The following is a 15,766-nucleotide window of genomic DNA, read 5'->3' as shown; positions in this document are numbered from 1 at the left end:
CCCCGGACCCGCTGTCAGTACGACTTGGGCAGGCCGAGCACCTTCGTCGAGATGTAGTTCAGGACCATCTGCTGCGAGATCGGGGCGATCTTGAGCAGCCGGGACTCCCGCCAGAACCGCTCGATGTGGTACTCCTTCGCGAACGAGTACCCGCCGTGGGTCTGCATCGCGCGGTCGCACGCCTCGAACCCGGCCTCGCCACCGAGGAACTTCGCGGCGTTGGCCTCGGGACCACAGGGCTGGCGGGCGTCGAACAGCCCCGCCGCCTTCATCGCGACCATTTCCGCCGCTTCCAGGCGAATCCACGAATCGGCCAGCGGATGCGCGACCGCCTGGTTCTTGCCGATCGGGCGATCGAACACCACGCGCTCGTTGGCGTACTTGACCGCCATGTCCAGCGCCGCGCGGCCGAGCCCCACCATCTCCATCGCGACGACGATGCGTTCCGGGTTGAGGCCGTCGAGCAGATAGGAGAACCCGCGGTCGACCTCGCCGACGACCTCGTCGTCGCGCACTTCGAGGTTGTCGATGAACAGCTCGTTGGAGTCCACCGCCGAGCGCGCCATCTTCTCGATCTCGCGCACGGTGATCCGCTCGCGGTCCAGATCCGTGAAGAACAACGTCATGCCGTGCATGGGGTTGGCGTCGTCACGCGGGGAGGTCCTGGCGAGCAGGAGGATCTTCTTGGCGTTCTGGGCGTTGGTGATCCACACCTTCTGCCCGTTGACCACCCAGCCGCCGTCGGTCTTCTTCGCGCGCGTCGTGATCCTGGAGGTGTCCACGCCGGCGCCGGGCTCGGTGACGCCGAAGGCCATCAGGGACTCACCCGCGGCCAGCTTCGGCAGGAACTTGCGCTTCATCTCCTCCGAACCGTGCCGCAGCACCGGTCCCGGCGGGAAGATGTAGAAGTGGATGGCCGACGCGCCCGCCGCACCACCCGAGGCCGCGACCTCGTGCAGCATGACCGCCGCCTCGGTCAGGCCGAGACCGAGGCCGCCGTACTCCTCGGGAATCATCACGCCGAGCCAGCCGCCGTCGGCGAACGCCTTGACGAACTCCCAGGGGTATTCGCCCTTCTTGTCCTTGTCCCGCCAGTAGTCGAGGTCGAACTTACGGGCGAGTTCCCTTGTCGTCTTGCGGATGAGTTCGAGGTCGTCCGCGTTGGGGGTACTCATGACTTGTCTCCTGTATCTGCGCTGACGGGATGTCGTGCGAACGGGCACTCAGCTCGCGGCCACCGGCTTGTCCGCGGGGAGCTTCAGCATCAGCCCGGCACGACGGCAGTCGCACACGATCTCGTCGCGCTGGTTGATCGCCTGGTGCCGGAAGAAGACGATGCCCGAGTCGTCCCGGCTCTTCGACAGGCGCTTGCTGATGACCTCGGTCCGCACCCGGATGGTGTCGCCGTGGAACACGGGCTTGGGGAACTTGACCTCCTCGAAGCCCAGGTTGCCCAGCGTAGTGCCGTGGGTGGTGTCCTGCATGCAGATGCCGCCCACCAGGCCCAGGATGAACAGGCTGTTCACCAGTCGCTGCCCGTAGATGGTGCCCTTCGCATACTCGGCATCCAGGTGAAGCGGCGCGAGGTTCAGCGTCATGTTGCTGAACAGCATGTTGTCCGCCTCGGTCACGGTGCGCCGCGTGGCGTGTTCGAAGACGGCACCCTCTTCGAACTCTTCAAAGTACAGCCCAGGCATTTACTTCCTCCTGCTCAGCAAGGCGAAATCCTCGCGGTGGACCTCCGGTCCTCCAGGCGACGAGGAATTCGTGTTCCACCGGCCGCCGCCCCGGGAACCGGGCCGGTGCATCGCCGGTCTCCACACTTCTTCATTTCGGCCAGCTAAGCATACTTCATATATAATGTTCTCACAACCATAACTACCGAAAGTCTCTCACCAGGCATTTCGTGCCACCGCAGGGAAAGGGGCACGACGAGCCGGGCTCCCGGGACACGGAACCGCAGGGTGGAAACGTTCCCGCTCCGGACCGCATGATATATCGTGCGGAGATCACGGCCACCGTATCCGCGGCCTCCTCGCACCAAGCCTTGATCGCCCCACACCTCTCAACGACGGGAGGACCGTGCTCCGCGACATGATCGAACACTCCCCCGCCTGCGTGCACACCGCCCGCTGGTCCATACTTGATATATAATGCTGAAAAATCTCCGCTCTTTGTTTCGCGCACAGAGGAGGCTGTCCACATGACGACCGGCTATATCGGCCTTGGCGCGATGGGTGGCGCGCTGGCCACCAGGCTGCTGCGGCAACATCGGCTGCTGGTGCACGACAAAAACGACAGCGTCGCCGCCGGGTTCGAAGAGCTCGGCGCCACAGTTGTGCCAGGCGCGGACGAACTCGCGAGCCGCTGCGACACGATCTTCCTCTGCCTGCCGACCTCCGATCACGTCCGCTCCGTCGTGTTCGGACAGGACGGGCTGCTCGGCGCGGTGCGGCGGGGCACCACGATCATCGACCAGACGACCGGCGACCCGCACGCCACTCAGGAGATGGCCGAAGAGCTCTCCCACCACGGGGTGACCCTGGTGGACGCGCCGGTCAGTGGCGGCAAGGCGGGTGCGGCGGCGGGCACGATCGCGATCATGGTCGGCGCGAACGCGGAGGATTTCGCGCGAGTTCGTCCAGTACTCGCCGCGATCAGCCCGAACATCTTCCACGCCGGGCCCGTCGGCGCCGGGCACACCATCAAACTGGTCAACAACCTCCTGTCCGGGGCACAGCGGATGCTCACCTTCGAGGGTGTGGCGCTGGCGGCCAAGAACGGCATCGACCCCAGGACAGCCGTGGAGATCCTGCAGGCGAGCGGTGGCCGCAACGCCTATCTGGAACGCGTGATGATCCCGCAGGTCGTCGAGGGGCGGATGGACATCGGCTTCACCCTCGGACTGGCCCACAAGGACGTCCGGCTCGCATGCCGGCTCGGCGCGGATTCGGGCGTCCCCATGCTCTACGGCGATCTCACCCGCTCGCTGATGCAGATGTGCCTCAACGAGAACGGCGCCGACGCGCAGGTCGACACGGCCGCGCGGATCGTCGACCGGATGGCGGGCACACGTGTCGTGCCGGACACCGCGCCGTAGTCACCGTCAACCGTCAGACTGTTTCGTGGGAAGGAAGAACCGATGCTGACCGTGGTCAGGCAAACAGCGAACGTCCGCTCGGCACGCTCCGAAGGGCCCTACACCGGCGAACTGTGGCGCGATCTGTTCCATCAGGACAAGGAAGGAAACGCGTTCGGGAAGGTCTTCTTCACCCCGTGCGCGCGGACCTACTGGCACAGCCACCCAGGCGGGCAGCTCCTCGTGGTGCAGCACGGGGAGGGTCTCGTCGGCGACGAGCACGAAACCGTCCGGATTTCCGCGGGTGATCTCGTGTGGACTCCGGCAGGCACCCGGCACTGGCACGGCGCCACCGCCACACGCTCGATGATGCACCTCGCGATCACCTTCGGTGGAGTTGACTGGCAGGAAGAGCTCGCCGACGCCGACTACGCGGAAGCCGAGGCACGCGCCACCTAGACCACCCGCCCGGACCGAACCGCGACCAGAAACAGAAGTGCGAGATCAGCAATGGCCGAAAAACCCCTGGCAGGAATCCGAGTTCTCGAGATCGGGGGATACATCTCCCTCCCCTACGCGACCGCGCTGCTGTGCGGCCTCGGGGCCGAGGTGGTCAAGGTGGAGAAACCGGGAGTCGGCGAGGATTTCCGGCGCCAGATGGACGACCGGAGCCCGTACTTCGTGCAGTTCAACACCGGGAAACGCAGTCTCGCCGTCGATCTGAAGAACCCCGACGGCGTCGAGTTCGTGAAATCGCTCGTCCCCCATTTCGACGTCGTGCTGGAGAACCTGCGGCCGGGCAAGATCATCGCGCTCGGCCTTGGCCCGGACGTCTGCCGCGCGCTGAAGCCGGATCTCGTGTACGGCTCGGTGTCCGGTTTCGGCAGCGGTGGCCCCCTCGAACAGCGCCCGGCCTACGACTCCATCGGCCAGGCCTACGGCGGTCTGTACTCGCTGCTCTCCGACGCCGGGTCCTACCAACTCGCCGGTGGCGCCTCGGCCGACCTGGTCACCGCACTGTGCACGGTCACCGGCGTACTGGCGGCGCTGTGCGGGAAGGCGTCCTCGGGACGCGGCAGCCACGTGGAGACGTCGATGATGGAATCGATCAGCGCGCTCACCATCGACGCCATCACCCTGTACTGCGACAGCGGCGTCAACCCCAGCCGCCAGAGCAGGCACCCGCAGGGGCAGGTCTTCTGTCTCAAGACCTCGTCCGGCGACTACCTCGCGGTGCACCTCTCGTCCTCACAGAAGTTCTTCGAGGCGCTCTGCGACGCGATCGGCAGGCCGGACGTGGCGGCCGATCCGCGTTTCGCGGCGTACAACGCCCGGCAGGAGCACTACTTCCAGTTCGCGGGCATCCTCGAAACCGAGTTCGCCAAGAAGCCCGCCACATACTGGGAAGCTCAGCTGACCGAGCACGATGTCCCGTTCGCGCCGGTACTGAGCATCTCGGAGTACCTGGACCACCCGCAGACCGAATGGCTCGATCTGCTCACCAGGGACCGGGACGACGTTGTCCTCGTACGGCCGCCGTGGAAGTTCGACGGCGAACGGCCCGACCGTGCCATCGACGCGCCCCGGGTCGGCGGCGATACCCGCGAGATCGCGGCCGAGGTGCTGGACGGGGACCGGATCGAGCACCTCGTCCAGGCCGGCGTGCTCTACAGCGACAAATAGCCGCGGTGGCCCGCACAACGAGGGTTGTGCGGGCCACCGGGGACCTGTCTTCAGGCGACGCTGACCAATCCCATGAGCTTGCCGATGTCGTCGAGCCGCTCCAGGTTGAGCAACGCGTCGACCGCGTCCTCGGTCTGCCGCGCGGGGAGCACCTCGGCGGCGTTGATCCGGAACTTGTCCGCCAGTTCCCCGGTCGTCATGTAGGTCTGCGGTTCCGGAGAAGGCGTGCCCTTGGGATAGCACCGCTCCGCGGTGAACGTCGTGCCCCTCGCGTCGACCTCGATCCTGGTCGGCCTGCTGCGGGAATCGCGGGTCAGCGCCGTGAGCGCGTCCGGATGCCCCTGGAACGTGACCTTCTCCATCATTGCCAGCACCTTCTCGTCGTACACGACGCCCGGGTCCTGCCAGGCAGGGCCCGGCTGGATGCGCTGCGCGGCCACTGCCAGCCCGTGATGGACGCTGAACTGCCCGTCGTGGATCTGCTCGATCCGGTCGTTGAGCCACACCGGCAGGCCGACCCAGCCCTCGCCCCAGGCGCGGATGGCGTCGATCTCCTCGGGCCGGATGTCGTTGCCCTCCAGGATCTCGGTCAGCGCCTCGAACGGCGCGTGCATCACGCGGCAATGCGGGTAGGGCTTGTGGGTGCTTTCGGCGGGGAAACGCCAGGTGGTGCCCAGCTCGTCAAGCAGGTTCTCCGTCGCCCACCGGCGGGCACCGATGAACCGGCGATAGCCGTACTCCGCGTCGTCGAGGATCATCTGGTCACCGGTGTGCCCGTACTCCGCCGAGTACGAGGCCGTCAGCGCGGCCTGCACGATTGGGCCCGCCATCGTGTACTTGATGGTCGAGGTCGGCGCGTGCATCAGCCAGGACCGGTGCGAGTTGACCGGCGAGATGCTGCCCGCGATACCCAGCGCGTTGGCCACGATTTCCGGCGCGAGGTCACGCACCCGGCCCACCGCGGCGGTCGCACCGAACACGGTGCTCGCGAAACCGAGCACGGCAGGGGTGTCGGCCTTCCCGCCGCTGGTGTCCCGGTGGTAGTCCATCGACTTGCCGAAGCGATAGGACATCTCGTGCGCCAGCGCGACCGCGGTGATGAGGTCTTCGCCGCCCGCGTTTCCCTGCTCGGCCACCGCGAGCGCGCCCGGGATCACGTACGGCGCGACGTGGCCCGGCGGCAGTATCGCGTCGAAGTCCAGCGCGTTGATGAGCTCACCGTTGGCGAACGCGGCGCCGAAGACCGACGTGCGCCCGGCGTTGCCGATGATCGTCGCGGAGCCGTCCTCGCCCATCAGATGCGCCAGCCGGCCACCGATGCTGCCCTTGGGCGCGTTCACTCCCCCGAGCGCGCATCCGATCGAGTCCAGGAGGATGCGCTTGGTCTCGTCGACGACGGCGGAGGGCAGGTCCTGAAACCGCGTGCCACTGGTGAAATCGGCAAGGACGCGGACCACGGTGTCACTCACAGCAACTCCTACGTAAAATATATTGTGCGATTGACTTTACCCCGGTGAACCTGGTCTCTCAAGCAAGTCCACTGTGGATTATCGAAAACCGCTTTTGCTCATGGGTTTCTGCGAAACAGCGTCGGGTCCACGGCGTTGGTCCCATTGGCGAGCCCGCTGGCGACGACGGTACCCAGTGTGCCCGCACGGTCGAATACCACCGCGCTGCCGACCGCGAGACCGTCTTCCTCGGCGCGCTGGTCGGCCACGAGCCCGAGTTCCCCCTCCCCCGGCAACCGGGCGAGGACCAGTGTGAAGTCGGCGTTGATGAACTCGAGACCGCCGGCTCCCCAGTTGCACACGACGTTGACCACGTCCGCGGCCATCGCGGCCAGCTGAAACGGTGAGGGAGACTCCCCCTCGACGAGCGGCGCCGGAAAGTGCCACGTCGCTTTGCGGGCGGGCGTGGCATGGGGGTCGGGCGAGCCGGTCCACCCCACACCGTCGCTGTAGTACAGGCGCGGTTCGTCGGTGTCCGGGCACATCGATCGCGGCGGTGGCGCGATCCGCGCGGGCTCGGGCTCCCACACCGCACCCGCCGGGGAGTCTCCCGGCGCCATGAACAGGGCACGGGATCGCGCCACGTCCCGTCCGCCCTGTTCGAGTACGGCGTCCACCACGCACAGCCGCCTGCCCCGGCGCACGAAGTGCACACTGGTCGCCGACGGTCCGAATGCCGCCGCCCGGTACAGATCGACCGTCCACCGGACCGGGCGCAGGCGCTGACCGGTCGAGAGGGCGGCCGTGACGGCGTTCTCGGTGGCGCGGGCGAGCGCGCCGCTCACGGCCATGCCACGCAGCTGCCCGCCAGTGCCGCCCCACTGGCTGTTCGCCGAGGGCAGCGGAACCAGCGACTCGGTCTCCGCGTCCCGGTGTGCGACGAAGAACGGGACGCTCGCAGCGTGGTGTTCAGCCTTGCTCAGGGTCATTCCAGTCCATGCTCTCGTTCGTCTTGTCCTTCAGCGAGAAGGTGCACACCGCCGCGAAAACGCACAGCACACCGAGCACCACGCCGAAGGCCGTGGTCCCGTACGAGGAAATGATGACGGGTGCGAGCAGCGGTGCGATACCGCCGCCGATCACGCCGGTGATCTGATAGGAGAAACCCGCCGCTGTGAAGCGGTACTGGGTGGGGAACTGCTCGGGCAGGAACGCGCCGACCGCACCGTAGGCCAGGCCGGCGATCGTCATCGTCACGCACAGCGCCGCGGCATAGATGGGGAACGTGCCGAAGTTCAGCACGGGAAACAGCAGCAGACCCCACACCACGCCGAGCACATGCGCGCCGCCGATCATCCTCCGCCGCCCGATACGGTCGGAGATGAACGCGCTCAGCACGGTGAAGACGGCGTAGAAAAGCCCGGACAGCGCACTGACCGCCAGCACCTGGTTGCGCGAGAGGTGAATGTGCTCGACACCGTAGTTCGCCACGAAGGACTGCGCGACGTAGACGAAGGTGATCGTGGTGAGCGAAACCCCGATGCCGCGCACCATCGTCCAGGACTGGTGCTTGAACGCCTCCAGTACCGGAACGCCGCTCTGGCCGCGCTCCCTGCTCTTCGCGAAGACCGGCGTCTCCTCCACCTTGAGCCGGATGTAGAGCCCGATGACGACCAGGACCGCGCTGGCGAGGAACGGCACGCGCCAGCCCCAGGCGATGAACGTCTCCGGAGTCGACAGGACACCGACGAGCAGCAGGATCGCCGGCGCCAACGCGGTGGGCAGCGAGTGGCCCAGCTGGGGGAACATCGAGTAGAGACCGCGCCGCCGCAGGGGTGCGTGCTCGGTGACGAACAGGACCGAGCCCGCCCATTCGCCGCCGACCGCGAGCCCCTGCACCGCCCGCAGGATCACGATGATGATGGGCGCCGCGACACCGATCGTGTTCGCCGAGGGGATCACCCCCATCAGCGTGGTGCCGATCCCCATGCCGAGAATGGCCCAGATCAGCGTCCGCTTCCTGCCGAGCCGGTCACCGAAGTGCCCGAACAGCAGCGCGCCGATCGGCCGCGCCACGAACGCGACGCCGAGCGTGGCCAGCGAGGCGATCGTGCCCGCCGCGCCGCCCAGCGAAGGGAAGAACACCTTCGGGAACACCAGTGCGGCGGCCACGCTGTACAACACGAAGTCGTAGCCGTCGATCAATGTCCCGATGAGACTCGCGAACGCGATGCGGCCGAACGACCGACCACCTGAGCGCGCGGCCGCCGATTCGTCCCCTACCGGTTCGGCTTGCCGCATCGAACCGCCGTCTTCCGAGATCGACATTGATCCAGATCCTTATCTCTCGACGCTGAGCCGCTCTGACGAACGGGACGCGTTACGTGCGACTTCCCGGTTCCGACGGCACCGGACGAAGCTCGAAAAGCATGCTTAATATATAATACTGAAGATCGCAGTCAAGACCGATCCCGCGGCAGACTGGTGCGGGAGATCATCGAAACCGGACACTGGAGTACCAGGTGAGCGAAAACTCGAACCCGGACCGGCTACCCGTCGCGGTCATCGTGGGCGCGACCTCCAAATGGCAGTCCAATGGCAGGAACACGCGCTTCATTCACGGCCACGACATCGACGAGGCCGGCATCCCGGCCATGACACGCTGGGGGCTCGGCGGCGCGCTGGCCCAGAAATTCGCGCGATCCGGGCATTTCGTCGTGCTCACCAGCCGCAACCCGGAAAACACCAGGGACTTGGCGGACGCGATCGCCGAGGCCGGTGGCCGGTGCATGTCCGTCCGGCTCGACGTGGGTTCGCCGGAGTCGGTGTCCGGCGCCTTCGCCGCGATCCGCGAGCAGGCCGGCGATGTGGACGTGCTGATCTACAACGCGGGCTACATGGCAGGCCGGGAACTCCCGCCCGAACAGGAACTGCTCGAACACTTTCCGAACGATCTCTTCGACGTGGCGCTCGCGACCGCCTGCAAGGGACCGTTCCTGGTCGTCAAGCAGGTACTGCCCGCGATGCGCGAGCGGGGCCATGGCTCGGTGTTCTTCTCCAACAACCAGTACTCGCTGCGCGGACGGCGGCGCGCGACCGGGGAATCGCTCTACTATCCCCGGACGATGATGCGCGCGCTGGCCCAGGCGCTCACCGAAGAGTATTCGCCGTTCGGCGTGCACGTCGCCAACGTGGTCGTTGACGGCTTCATCGACTCCCCCGGCACCCGCGCCCTCGGCCAGTTCGCCGAGCATCCCGAGCGGCTGATCGATCCAGGTGCGATCGCGGAGGCGTTCCACTATCTGCATCGCCAGGACCGGTCGTGCTGGACGCACGAACTTCAGCTCACCGCCTCCGCCACGACGCCGAGTCATTGAGGTCTCAGCGGCGCGTGCCCGGCCCGGGCACGCGCCATGTGGCGGGACAGGCGAGATAGGCGGCCAACACGAACGACCGCACCAGTTCGAACTCATCCGGCCTTGAGTCCCGGAGCACGCGCAGATGCTCGCGCACGCCACGGAGCGGGATCGCACCCAGGGCCGCCTCCACCGCGTGCGGTCGCGCGGTGCGCGCCAGCGCCTCCGCCACCGTATCTGGGCCTGGCGAGACCGGCGCGAGGTCGGGCAGCACCACGGCGCCCACTCTCGCCAGCGCCGCTTCGATCGTCACCAGCCGGGACACGGCCCGCATATCCGCTCCTACCATTCCGATTGTTAATATATTATCTATCCTATATCCTCAGCTCTCGAGGGAGCACGCATTCGAAAGGGGCCGGGATCCGATGGCCATGAGCGAACAGGTCGGCAACGAGGACTTCGCGGAAATCCTGGCCCAGGTACGGCGTTTCGTCCGGGACGACGTCGTGCCCAGGGAGAACGAGATCATGGCCGCGGACCGGATGCCGGACGATCTGCGGGCGGCCGCCGCGGACATGGGCCTGTTCGGATACGCGATCCCCCAGCAATGGGGTGGCCTCGGGCTGAACCTGCGGCAGGACGCCGAACTCGCGATGGAGTTCGGGTACACCACCCTCGCGCTGCGGTCGATGTTCGGCACCAACAACGGCATCGCGGGTCAGGTGCTGGTCAACTTCGGCACCGACGAGCAGCGGAAGCTCTGGCTGGAACGCATCGCCTCGGGTGAGGTGGTGGCCTCCTTCGCGCTCACCGAGCCGGGCGCCGGGTCAAACCCGGCGGAGCTGCGCACACGCGCTCGCCGCGATGGCGAGGACTGGGTGCTCGACGGGCAGAAGCGGTTCATCACCAACGCGCCGGTCGCGGATTTGTTCATCGCCTTCGCCCGCACCAGGGAGCCCGCGGGCAAGGACCCCGGTATCGCGGTGTTCCTGATACCGGCCGACGCACCCGGGGTCAGCGTCGGCCCGAAGGACGCGAAGATGGGACAGGAAGGCGCCTGGACCGCTGACGTGCACTTCGACTCGGTACGCGTGCCCGCGGCCGCGCTCGTCGGCGGTTCCGAAGAGGTCGGTTACCGGGCGGCGATGACCTCACTGGCCCGCGGCCGCGTGCACATCGCGGCGCTGGCGGTCGGTTCGGCACAGCGCGCGCTCGACGAGTCGGTCGCCTACGCCGCGGCCAACACCCAGGGCGGGGTGCCGATCGGAGACCACCAGCTCGTGCAGGCGATGCTCGCCGATCAGTACACGGGTGTCGCAGCGGGCCGTGCGCTGGTCCGCGACGCCGCCGCGGCCTACGACAGCGGCGCCGACCGCCGGATCGCGCCGTCCGCGGCGAAGCTGTACTGCACCGAGATGGCGGGCCGTGTCGCGGACCTCGCGGTCCAGGTGCACGGCGGCACCGGCTACATGCGCGAGGTCCCGGTCGAGCGCGTCTACCGCGACGTCCGCCTGCTGCGGCTGTACGAGGGCACCAGTGAAATCCAGCGCCTGATCATCGGTGGCTCGCTGATCCGGGCCGAGAAGAAGGACTGAATACATGCGTGAAGTCGTGATCTGCGAACCGGTCCGTACCCCGATCGGCCGGTATGGCGGCAGTCTCCAGCCGTTGACCGCCGCGGAACTCGGGGAAGTGGCCCTGCGCGGCCTGCTGGAGCGCACCGGGCTCGCACCGGAAGCCGTCGACGACGTGATTCTCGGGCACTGCTATCCCAACAGCGACGCACCGGCGATCGGCAGGGTGGTCGCGCTCAACGCCGGGCTTCCGGTGACCGTACCCGGCATGCAGGTCGACCGCCGCTGCGGCTCAGGCCTGCAGGCCGTGTTGCAGGCGGGGCTGCAGGTGTCCGCGGGCGTGAACGAGGTCGTCATCGCCGGTGGCGCCGAGAGCATGAGCAACGTCGCGTTCTATTCGACCAGCATGCGCTGGGACATCAAGGGCAATGGCGTGCAACTGCACGACGGGCTCGCGCGCGGGCGCGTCACCGCGGGCGGACGGGATCACCCTGTGCCCGGCGGCATGCTGGAGACAGCGGAGAACCTGCGCCGGGAGTACTCGATCAGCCGCGAAGAACAGGACCGGCTGGCACTGACCTCCCACCTGCGCGCGGTCGCCGCGCAGCGCTCCGGTGTGTTCGCCGACGAGATCATCCCGGTCACCGTGAAGAGGCGCAAGAGCGAGACCATTGTGGACACCGACGAGCACCCGCGCGCCGACGCCTCACTGGAGTCGTTGGGCAAGCTGCGTCCCGTGCTGGCCAAACAGGATCCCGAGGCGACCGTGACCGCGGGCAACGCCAGCGGCCAGAACGACGCTGCCGCGCTGTGCGTTGTCACCTATCGCGACCGTGCCGAGCAGCTCGGCCTGCGCCCGCTCGTCCGGCTCGTGTCCTGGGCGGTCGCCGGTGTGCAGCCCAAGATCATGGGCATCGGCCCCGTCCCCTCGTCGGAAGCCGCGCTGGAGCGGGCCGGGCTCAAGATGTCCGATATGGACCTGATCGAGCTGAACGAGGCGTTCGCGGCACAGGCGCTCGCCTGCACCAGGGAATGGGGCTTCGGCGAAGCCGACTTCGAGCGCCTGAACGTCCACGGCTCCGGCATCTCGCTCGGCCATCCGGTGGGCGCCACCGGCACCCGCATCCTGGCCACGCTCGCACGCGAGATGCAGCGGCGCGAGGCCCGCTACGGCCTGGAAACCATGTGCATCGGCGGTGGCCAGGGCCTCACCGCGATCTTCGAGCGGATCACCGCATGACCACCGTGTTCCCGGCGATCGGCGATCTGGAGGCCGCGCTCGGCACCACGGTCGGGCCCACCGCGTGGTGCACCATCGAACAGGACCGCATCGACGCCTTCGCCGAGGCCACCGGCGACCACCAGTGGATCCACGTCGATCCGGGCCGCGCGGCCGAGGGCCCCTACGGCCGCACCATCGCGCACGGATACCTGACCCTGTCGTTGATCCCGCGGTTCGGCGGCGAGTTGTTCCGGCTCGACTTCGGCAGCGCACGACTGAACTACGGCCTGAACAAGGTCCGGTTCCCAGCGCCGGTGCCGGTGGGCAGCCGGCTGCGCGCTCGCGCGGAGTTCCTCGAACTGCGCCCGGTCCCGGCGGGAACGCAGCTCACCACGCGCTACACGATCGAACTGGACAATGCGGCCAAACCCGCCTGCGTCGCCGAGATGCTGACCCTGCTGCTGCCCTGACCACCAGCCCTGTGGAGAATCCATCGTGACCCGCCTCGCCCAGACCGCCGGACTCACCGACGTCCAGCGGGAAATCCTGTCGACCGTACGATCCTTTGTGGACAAGGAGATCATCCCGCACGCCCAGGCGCTCGAGCACGCCGACACCTATCCCGCCGACATCGTCGAGGGGATGAAGGAAATGGGCCTGTTCGGCCTGATGATCCCCGAGGACTACGGCGGGCTCGGCGAGTCGCTGCTGACCTACGCACTCGTCGTCGAGGAGATCGCGCGCGGCTGGATGAGCGTGTCCGGCGTGATCAACACTCACTTCATCGTGGCCTACCTGCTGCGCCAGCACGGCACCGAAGCACAGAAACAGCACTACCTGCCCAAGATGGCCGCCGGCGAGATCCGCGGCGCCTTCTCGATGTCCGAACCCGACCTCGGCTCGGACGTGGCCGCGATCAAGACCCGCGCCAAGCGCGACGGCGACGGCTACGTCATCGACGGCGCCAAGATGTGGCTGACCAACGGCGGCACGTCGAACCTGATCGCACTGCTCGCGCGGACCGACGAAGGCGCCGAGAAGCCGTACCGCAACCTGACCACGTTCCTGGTCGAGAAACCCGAAGGCTACGGCGAGGTCGCGCCCGGACTGACCATCCCCGGCAAACTCGACAAGATGGGCTACAAGGGCGTGGACACCACCGAGGCGGTGTTCGACGGCTTCCGCATCGGCGCGGACAAAGTCCTCGGCGAGGCTCCCGGCAAGGGCTTCTCGTACATGATGGACGGTGTGGAAGTCGGCCGGGTCAACGTGGCGGCACGCGCGTGCGGGATCGCGATCCGCTCGTTCGAACTGGCCATCGACTACGCCCAGCAGCGCACGACCTTCGGCAAGCCGATCGCCGGACATCAGGCCATCGCGTTCAAACTCGCCGACATGGCCACCAAGGTCGAGGCCGCCCACCTCATGATGGTCAACGCCGCGCGGCTCAAGGACGCGGGCAACCGCAACGACGTCGAGGCCGGTATGGCGAAGCTGCTCGCCTCCGAGTACTGCGCGGAAGTGACCCAGGAAGCGTTCCGTATCCACGGCGGCTACGGCTACTCCAAGGAATACGAAATCGAGCGCCTCATGCGTGAGGCGCCGTTCCTGCTCATCGGCGAGGGCACCAGCGAAATCCAGAAGACCATTATCAGCAAGGGTCTTCTGCGCGAATACTCGACGAGGCCGTGAACCGGCTTCGGTAAGGTGGCGGACATACGATATTCGATATCCGCTCGCAAGCGGGAGGAACGATGACTGGCCCGGTTCCGGTTCGCGGTCGCACCGCGAGGCATCAGCAGCTTCCCGAGGAAGTCGCCTCCTATGTCCGCGAGCGGATCATCTCCGGAGAGGTGAAGCCGGGCGAGTTCCTTCGCGTGGAACCGATCGCCGAAGCGGTCGGCGTCAGCAACACCCCGGTGCGGGAGGGCCTGCTCGCGTTGCGCAGCGAGGGCTTCGTCGAGCTGGTCCCCCGCCGCGGTTTCACCGTCGTGTCCTTCACCCGACAGGATATCCGCGACCTGTTCTGGGTGCAGGCCCAGCTGGCGGGCGAACTGGCGGGCCGCGCCGCCAAGAACATCACACGCGAGCAGCTCGCCGGTCTCGAGGCGCACGTCGAGGACTACGGCAAGGCCGTCGCCGTGCGCGACGAGGAACGCATCGCGAACGCGGGCCACCTGTTCCACCGGCAGGTCAACATCGCCGCGGAGTCACGCCGGCTCGCGCTGCTGCTCGGCGGCGTGGTCAGCCAGCTCCCCAACCGTTTTTACGCGCGGTTCGAGGGACGCACGGCCCACACCCACCAAGCGCACGCTCGGATTCTCGATGCCATCCGCACGCGCTCCGCGCGTAAGGCGCAATCGCTTATGGCCGAGCACATGCTGGAAGGTGCGGACGTGCTCATCGACCTGCTCGAACAGCGCGGCGTGTGGTCGCAGGAGACCTCGGCCTGATCCCCGGCGTCACCCGAAGTCGAGCACGAGCCGCCCGCGCACACCGCCCGCTTCGAGTATCCGATGAGCTTCCGCGGCCTGCTCGGCCGGGAAAACCTTGGCCACGCGCAGGCTCAGCACCCCCTGCTCCGCCTGCCGCGCCAGCCGAGCCAGGCCCGCCGTATCGCCGACCGCGGTGCGAACCGAGACCGGACGCACCCTGATTCCGCGTCCGGCAGGTCCCTGCCAGCCGCGCACCGTGGCCAGCGTGCCGCCGTCGGCCACCGCCTCCACCACGCGTTCGTTCAGCAGCGCACCGTCGGCCAGGCCGGGCACACCGCCGGGCACGAGTTCGCGGATGCGCACGGCCACCTCGTCCCCGCGCTCGACGATCTCGTCGGCGCCCAGCTCCCGGACCAGTTCCCGGTCGCTGTCCTTGGCGTCGGCGATGACGCGCAGACCGTCCGCCTTCGCGAGCTGAACCACCGCAGCGCCGAACGCGCCGGCGGCACCGGTGACGGCGACAGTGTCCCCAGTGGACAGTCCCATCGCGTCCAGTGCGAGCCGCGCGGTCATGGAGTTCATCAGGAAGGTGGCCGCCCGCACGAAATCGACCCCCTCAGGGGCGGGCACCACCGACTCGGCGGGAACCACGATGCGTTCGGCGTAAGCGCCGTGCGAGCCGTGCGGCGCCACCAGCGCCACCACGGCCTCCCCCGGTGCGAACCGGCCTTCCGCGCCGGGACCGATCTGGTCGATCACACCCGCGGCGTCCATGCCCGGGACATACGGCGGCGGATCCTGCTGGCTTCGCGTGCCCGCACGGGTCATCGTGTCCGTGGGATTCACCGCCGCGGCGTATACCCGGATCCGCACCTGCCCGGCTCCGGCCTGGGGCTCGGGCAGTTCGAGCGGCTTCAGTACTTCCGGTCCGCCGAATTCGGTCAGTCCGATCGCTTTCACGTATTTCCT

The 15,766-nt window shown here is 67.6% G+C and carries 16 protein-coding genes; 9 read left to right on the top strand and 7 right to left on the bottom strand.

The genetic code is table 11. The features are described from left to right. Window positions 1–14: 14 nt before the first annotated feature. Window positions 15–1,175 carry an acyl-CoA dehydrogenase family protein gene (locus HFP15_RS21950; protein ID WP_168518593.1) on the bottom strand — a complete coding sequence of 387 codons (1,161 nt, stop codon included), beginning with the start codon at window positions 1,173–1,175 and terminating at the stop codon, window positions 15–17. A 48-nt stretch (window positions 1,176–1,223) separates the two neighbouring features. Then, the gene (locus HFP15_RS21945; RefSeq protein ID WP_168518592.1) at window positions 1,224–1,697 is read right to left on the bottom strand and encodes a MaoC family dehydratase; all 474 of its coding nucleotides are present in this window, start codon (window positions 1,695–1,697) and stop codon (window positions 1,224–1,226) included. Between the two features lie 446 nt (window positions 1,698–2,143). Here HFP15_RS21945 and HFP15_RS21940 point away from each other — a divergent pair, with 446 nt between their 5' ends. Genes HFP15_RS21940 through HFP15_RS21930 form a run of 3 tightly spaced genes read left to right on the top strand, consistent with a single transcriptional unit; the run spans window position 2,144 to window position 4,762 of the window. Next, the gene (locus tag HFP15_RS21940) at window positions 2,144–3,100 is read left to right on the top strand and encodes an NAD(P)-dependent oxidoreductase (protein WP_281355614.1); all 957 of its coding nucleotides are present in this window, start codon (window positions 2,144–2,146) and stop codon (window positions 3,098–3,100) included. Window positions 3,101–3,142: 42 nt separating this feature from the next. Next, window positions 3,143–3,538: a cupin domain-containing protein gene (locus HFP15_RS21935; RefSeq protein ID WP_168518590.1), complete on the top strand. Its 396-nt coding sequence runs from the start codon at window positions 3,143–3,145 to the stop codon at window positions 3,536–3,538. 51 nt (window positions 3,539–3,589) lie between these two features. Next, window positions 3,590–4,762: a CaiB/BaiF CoA transferase family protein gene (locus tag HFP15_RS21930; RefSeq protein ID WP_168518589.1), complete on the top strand. Its 1,173-nt coding sequence runs from the start codon at window positions 3,590–3,592 to the stop codon at window positions 4,760–4,762. Between the two features lie 50 nt (window positions 4,763–4,812). Here HFP15_RS21930 and HFP15_RS43920 read toward each other — a convergent pair whose 3' ends face one another. The 3 genes from HFP15_RS43920 to HFP15_RS21915 all read right to left on the bottom strand — a co-directional run bounded on the left by HFP15_RS43920 (window position 4,813) and on the right by HFP15_RS21915 (window position 8,538). Further along, entirely contained in the window at window positions 4,813–6,231 is a 1,419-nt protein-coding gene (locus tag HFP15_RS43920) for an MmgE/PrpD family protein (RefSeq protein WP_168518588.1), read from the bottom strand. A gap of 98 nt (window positions 6,232–6,329) precedes the next feature. Next, on the bottom strand, window positions 6,330–7,199 hold the full coding sequence (locus HFP15_RS21920) for an acyl-CoA thioesterase domain-containing protein (protein WP_168518587.1): 870 nt from the start codon (window positions 7,197–7,199) through the stop codon (window positions 6,330–6,332). Continuing rightward, window positions 7,180–8,538 carry an MFS transporter gene (locus HFP15_RS21915; protein ID WP_210717673.1) on the bottom strand — a complete coding sequence of 453 codons (1,359 nt, stop codon included), beginning with the start codon at window positions 8,536–8,538 and terminating at the stop codon, window positions 7,180–7,182. Before HFP15_RS21915 ends, HFP15_RS21920 begins: the two co-directional genes overlap by 20 nt. Before the next feature lie 194 nt (window positions 8,539–8,732). Between HFP15_RS21915 and HFP15_RS21910 the strand changes: the two genes are divergently transcribed. Further along, window positions 8,733–9,587, top strand: a complete 855-nt coding sequence (locus HFP15_RS21910) for an SDR family oxidoreductase (protein WP_168518586.1) — start codon at window positions 8,733–8,735, stop codon at window positions 9,585–9,587. A 4-nt stretch (window positions 9,588–9,591) separates the two neighbouring features. Here HFP15_RS21910 and HFP15_RS21905 read toward each other — a convergent pair whose 3' ends face one another. Beyond that, window positions 9,592–9,900: a hypothetical protein gene (locus tag HFP15_RS21905; RefSeq protein ID WP_168518585.1), complete on the bottom strand. Its 309-nt coding sequence runs from the start codon at window positions 9,898–9,900 to the stop codon at window positions 9,592–9,594. 97 nt (window positions 9,901–9,997) lie between these two features. Here HFP15_RS21905 and HFP15_RS21900 point away from each other — a divergent pair, with 97 nt between their 5' ends. From HFP15_RS21900 to HFP15_RS21880, 5 genes are all read left to right on the top strand, one after another. Then, window positions 9,998–11,161, top strand: a complete 1,164-nt coding sequence (locus HFP15_RS21900; RefSeq protein WP_210717672.1) for an acyl-CoA dehydrogenase family protein — start codon at window positions 9,998–10,000, stop codon at window positions 11,159–11,161. A 4-nt stretch (window positions 11,162–11,165) separates the two neighbouring features. Next, window positions 11,166–12,380, top strand: coding sequence for an acetyl-CoA C-acetyltransferase (locus HFP15_RS21895; protein ID WP_168518583.1), 1,215 nt, complete (start codon window positions 11,166–11,168; stop codon window positions 12,378–12,380). Further along, on the top strand, window positions 12,377–12,832 hold the full coding sequence (locus tag HFP15_RS21890) for a MaoC family dehydratase (protein WP_168518582.1): 456 nt from the start codon (window positions 12,377–12,379) through the stop codon (window positions 12,830–12,832). The genes HFP15_RS21895 and HFP15_RS21890 overlap by 4 nt, the downstream gene beginning before the upstream one ends. A gap of 25 nt (window positions 12,833–12,857) precedes the next feature. After that, the gene (locus tag HFP15_RS21885; RefSeq protein WP_168518581.1) at window positions 12,858–14,054 is read left to right on the top strand and encodes an acyl-CoA dehydrogenase family protein; all 1,197 of its coding nucleotides are present in this window, start codon (window positions 12,858–12,860) and stop codon (window positions 14,052–14,054) included. 62 nt (window positions 14,055–14,116) lie between these two features. Beyond that, window positions 14,117–14,815 carry a GntR family transcriptional regulator gene (locus tag HFP15_RS21880; RefSeq protein WP_168518580.1) on the top strand — a complete coding sequence of 233 codons (699 nt, stop codon included), beginning with the start codon at window positions 14,117–14,119 and terminating at the stop codon, window positions 14,813–14,815. Window positions 14,816–14,824: 9 nt separating this feature from the next. Here the strand turns inward: HFP15_RS21880 and HFP15_RS21875 are convergent, their stop codons facing one another. Further along, a complete protein-coding gene (locus HFP15_RS21875) occupies window positions 14,825–15,757 on the bottom strand; it encodes a quinone oxidoreductase family protein (RefSeq protein WP_168518579.1) in 933 nt (310 codons plus the stop codon). Window positions 15,758–15,766 lie beyond the last annotated feature (9 nt).

The sequence above is a fragment of the Amycolatopsis acididurans genome, assembly GCF_012328925.1.
GTDB classification, from domain to species: Bacteria; Actinomycetota; Actinomycetes; order Mycobacteriales; family Pseudonocardiaceae; genus Amycolatopsis_E; species Amycolatopsis_E acididurans.
This window is presented reverse-complemented; position numbering and strand designations above follow the sequence as displayed.